This is a genomic window from Actinosynnema sp. NPDC023658, assembly GCF_040639995.1.
GTDB lineage: Bacteria > Actinomycetota > Actinomycetes > Mycobacteriales > Pseudonocardiaceae > Actinosynnema.
In genome coordinates, this window is the sequence record NZ_JBFAAX010000468.1 from 1 (window position 1) to 4,594 (window position 4,594).

The following is a 4,594-nucleotide window of genomic DNA, read 5'->3' on the forward strand; positions in this document are numbered from 1 at the left end:
CGGAAAGGCCGGTGACGAAGGCCCAGCGTCCGGATGAGCGAAGGGCTTGAGCGGGAACGAGGGTGCGGTTCGCGTCGAGGAGTGCACGCCAGAGGTCGACGGCGGCGTCCAGTTGTGGTGTGGCGGCGTCGCTGCCTTGCACGAGAAAGGCGATCTCTTCGGCGAACGCCGAGATTGCTTCGACGTCTCCGCGGAGGCTGTCGAGGATGTCGTCCGCGCCGTAGCCGGGTATGGCATGCAGCGTGGCGAGTGCGAGCCACCTGGCCGCGTGTTCGGCCTGTCGCCGGGCAGCATCCAGGAGTCGGTCACGTAGTCGTTCGTAGAGCCACGGGGTGGCCTGGCCGCTGTACTTGAGGGTCAGGTCGAAGGTCTCGAGACCGAGATCGTGGTCGCCGAACAGAGCAAAGGTGTTGTCTTCCAGCCAGTCTCGCACGATGACCTCGAGTACGACGCGTCGTTGGGCCAGGATGGCCCGGTACTCCGCGCCGATCGGCGCGGGAACGTTGAGGACGTCGTCGAGGAGTGCGGTGAAGTCCGGGTGGATGGACCCGGTGGTGCGGAATTCCCAGTGTCCCAGTGACAGGACGGCTTCGAGTCCTCGACCGTGCGCGTTGTTGATCGCGCGGGTGAGTGCGTCGTGGTCGTCGAAGCTGTCGTCGTCGCCGGGGCGGGCGGTCAGGTCGACGAGGTCGAGTGCCCATTGCCGGACGGTGTCCAGGTGGTTGGTGAGCGGGGCGTCGGCGTAGGCCAGGGCCGCGACAAGGTCGACGGTGGCGGTGTCGACGTTGTGCCAGTCCGGTTCGAAGTCGAAGTCGTCATTGCCCAGGACGGTCGGTGTCCAGCGTTCGGTGCGAGCCATACGTGCGGCGTCGATGATCGAGGAGGTGTCAGGCGTGATGTCCTTGGCCTTGGCGGTCAGGGCACGAAAGTAGTGCAGTACGTACACCGGTTCCCGCAGCGTGGTCACCACGGTCGTCGCAGCCGTCGACCACGCGGTCGGGGTTGCCTCGACGACAGCTTGGAGCGTCCGGGCCAGCTCCCTTGCGCTTTGCAGGCGCCGCTCGCTTTCCTCGCTGGGGCGCCAGCTCGCGACGAGGCGGGCGGCGTCGAGGACGGGAATGGTGTTCAGGTCGTCCTCGACGTACACCGACTGCCCCCACAGCGCCATCACCGTCGGAGTCCTGCGCTCGAACGCAGTGAGGTCGAGCGGACCGTGGCGCAGGTTCACCTGCGCGATCGGGTCTTGCCACGAAGTCAGGAGGTCCGCAGGCAGCACCGCAGACCACCGCCACACGCGCGCCCAGTCATCCGGCGGGGAGACGCCCGAGTCGGGAGCGTCCGCGGACGGAGTGCCGAGGGCATCGACCCATGCGGTGAGCTGATCGGAAGTCGCCTCGGTGGCGAGCACGTCCTCGATGAGCTCCTTGTCGTCGCCTGTGACGGTCGATGAGGCGAGACGACCGGTGACGTGGTCGATCTTGTCCTCGGGCGGCACGTCATCGGCTCCGGTGAGGACGCGGCAGACCAGGCGCCCGCCGATCTCACCGGGCGTGCCGTCGATCCAGGCCCGCAGCTCGGAGGTCGGTACACCCAATTCCCGGGCGCGGTCGAGAAGACGGGCGAGATAGTGCACGACGATCACGAGGTAGTCACGGTCGTCCTCGTGCAGGTCGGCGGTCAACCGCGCGACGCCCAGAACGATCCACCCCGCCCGTTCATGGCGTGCGGCCCGGCGCACTTTGGCCGCCAGCATCCGTCCGCGGGAGGCGACGTTGTCCTCGTCGAGTCCGGCCACCAGTTGATCGAGCACCGTCTTGTAGTAGTAGCGTTCCCGGTCGTGAGGCTCGGCGTTGAGCACCACGTCGGCCACCCGTCCGACGAGCGGATCATGTGGATCGGCCTTCTTCGCCACACCGACGGACAAGGCGCGCACCGCCCGGTTACCGGGGAAGGCGGCGGCCGTTCTGGCCACGACTTCGTGAGCGTCGTGCCCGAGCAGTGACGCGACCCGGAGCAGTTCGAAACCAGGCTGCACCTGTTGGTCGCGAGGCAGCGCCGAGCAGTCGACCAGCAGACGTTCCAACAGGTCCGCCACCTGTCGTGGAGAGGTGCGGCCGAGTCCGTCTGCCACGCCAGCCACAGGCCACGGCATCCCCGGTTCCGGCAGCGCAGCGATCCCTGCCTCGTGCAGCGGCGTCAGCCAGGCAGGGTCGGTCAAGTGCCCGAAGAACAGCCGCAGGTGATGGTGGTTCGACACCAGTACGCGCAGCCGGTCGATCTGCTGGGCACCCTGCCACGGCTCGGCAGCCAGACCCCGCAACGACTCCACCAACGCGTCCGGCGGGGTGAACACACGGACGAACCATGCCACGGTCCGGTAGTACAGCGCCGTCGCGGCAGCCAACGCCGCCCTGTCGTGCAGGCCCTTGTTCGCCTGACCGCGGATGTCCTCGTACTCCCCCACAGGGCTGAGTTCCCCAGGGAGGGGATCAACGCCGGCCTTGCCGCGCAGGTACCCGAGCAGTCGGTTGGCGTGGAAGGAATGCTGCTGCTTCTTCTCCGAGACTCGCCGCAAAGTGTCGTGCAGTTCCCGCAGCGGGGCGTCCCCAGCACCGCCGAGGCTGTCCAGCACCGCCTGGTAGTTCTTCCATGCGTTAAGGATCGCGCGCAGGTCGCTTTCAGGCGGGGCGGTGTCCTCGACGACCGCGTCCAGGCTCTGGCGCAGGTTGTACGCGGCACTCTCGGCGAACCGCAGACCCGACTCGTCCTTCTCCGCCCATCCGAGCAGCGCCGCTGCCGTCCGAACGCAGGCCACCACCTTCTCGCCCCGCTCAGGCAACTCCTCGAGCACGCGCCCCACCACCTCAGGGGAGAGGTCGGGAAGGGGCTGTCCGGAAGAGTCGCCATTCTCCATAACTCAGTGTGAACCAAGGCGACCCACCGGTTGTTCCGCGACACGCCGTCCTCCAACCAGGCCACACCCGGACCGGCTGACGCCACGAGTACGCCGAGGCCTGCGCACGACCAGACGAACACAGTGGCGACGATCGCGACCGCCATCGAACCGAGCGCCACGACGGCCGCCACCCACGCGGGGACGTCTCCGAAGTCGAGCTGCGCCCCTGCCCCCTTCACCTCGCCGGGTCAACTCGGCGCGTCTTCGGTTGCAGGAGCCTACGGTCCGACACGACGAAGGCCGCCCGGCCGAACGACGGCAGGGTGAACTTGTCGCGCCCGCGGGAACTGCGCTGCCGGGTGCCGGAGACGATCGGTTGCGCACATCCCCGTCACGGGCCACTGTGGATGAAGGAGGCCCAGAGGTCCGGACGGTCGGGGTGCTGGTCCCTGAGTCCTCGGACAACGCGGTGCAGGGCCGGTGCGAAGTCGTGGGGTTCGGGCAAGGGTGGCAGTTCGCGGTAGAAGGTTGCGGCGGCGTCAGACGCGACATTGTCGGCCAGCGGCCAGAGGCTGCCGATGCGTGGCGGTACCCGGCCAGGTGGAACGCCGAGACCAGGTGGATCGCCTCGTCGGCGTGCCACAGGCTGGTGCGGGCGGTCGAGCAGGCCGACAGGTAGGCCAGTTCCGCCCGGTCGAGCCGCAACCCGGTGATCCGGCCGATCGGTAGCCGGCCGTCGTGCAGGTGCAGGCCGCCGTGCGAGGGTGCGGTCGGGTCGGTGTCGGCGTGGCAGGCGAAGTGCGTCCAGGTGCTCGTGGTGAGGGCGGTCAGCACGCGGGCGGCTGTGGCGTCCTCGTCGAGCAGCACGAGCCGGTCGGGTGCGTCGTCGGCGAGCGCGTTGGCTTCGGCGACGGTCGCCGGCAGCGGGGGCAGGCCGGGTGTGGAGGACAGCGCGATGACCAGCTGGCGGCGAGTGGAGGCGGGTGGTCTGCGGTGCGCGTGGGCTAGGTGACTGGTGTCGAACGGAGACTTGAGGCCAGTTGGCCTGGTCTGCGTTTGGCTGGTTGCCGGTGGGGTGGCGGTTCTCGTCGGGCCTGTTCTGTGGGACAGGGCGCGGTTCTGGTCGGTATGACGCTGGAGAGGGGTGTGTGCCCTGAGGGCTGTCCGGTGGCGTTGGTCAGGCGGTGGTCCAGCCGCTTGCGGTGTGGGCGATTCCGAGCACGTCGAGGCGTGCGAGGTTGACCGCGGCGGCGAGCAGTGAGAAGTCGGCGGCGACCTTGAGTCGTCCTCGGACGCGGGCGCGGCGTCCTCCGTGACGACGGCGCATCAGGTGGCCGATCTTGCGTTCGCCCGGTAGTCGGCCTTCCAGACGGGGTCGGTCTGCCGGGCACGACCGGCGGCCACCTGCGCCTCGTAGTGGCCGACGGTGATCGTGCGTCCGGCTTTGGCGGTGGTGCATCGGGCGGACAGCGGACAGCCGGCGCAGGCATCGCCGAACTCGGCGATCCCCGTGTGACGCTTGTGGTCGAGGGGACGGATGGTCGTGGTCGTCCCGGCCGGGCATGTCACGGTCCGGGCGTCGAGATCGATATCGAAGCGGTCCTTGGGGAAATGTCCCTTGACCCGGGACGGCGGCTGCACCTTCAGTCCATTATGGATCTTGGCGTTGTCCAGTCGAGCCAACAGTTCACCCGCGCC

General features: G+C 68.6%; 2 protein-coding genes and 1 pseudogene. All 3 read right to left on the reverse strand.

Annotated elements, in window-relative coordinates; translation table 11 throughout:
• On the reverse strand, positions 1-2,851 hold a 2,851-nt coding region (locus AB0G02_RS29090; protein ID WP_360800010.1), incomplete at its 3' end, for a hypothetical protein.
• A 436-nt stretch (positions 2,852-3,287) separates the two neighbouring features.
• Positions 3,288-4,006: pseudogene (locus AB0G02_RS29095) on the reverse strand (CHAT domain-containing protein).
• 216 nt (positions 4,007-4,222) lie between these two features.
• Positions 4,223-4,594, reverse strand: a 372-nt coding sequence (locus tag AB0G02_RS29100) for a transposase (RefSeq protein ID WP_360800013.1), incomplete at its 5' end; no start/stop codon positions are given.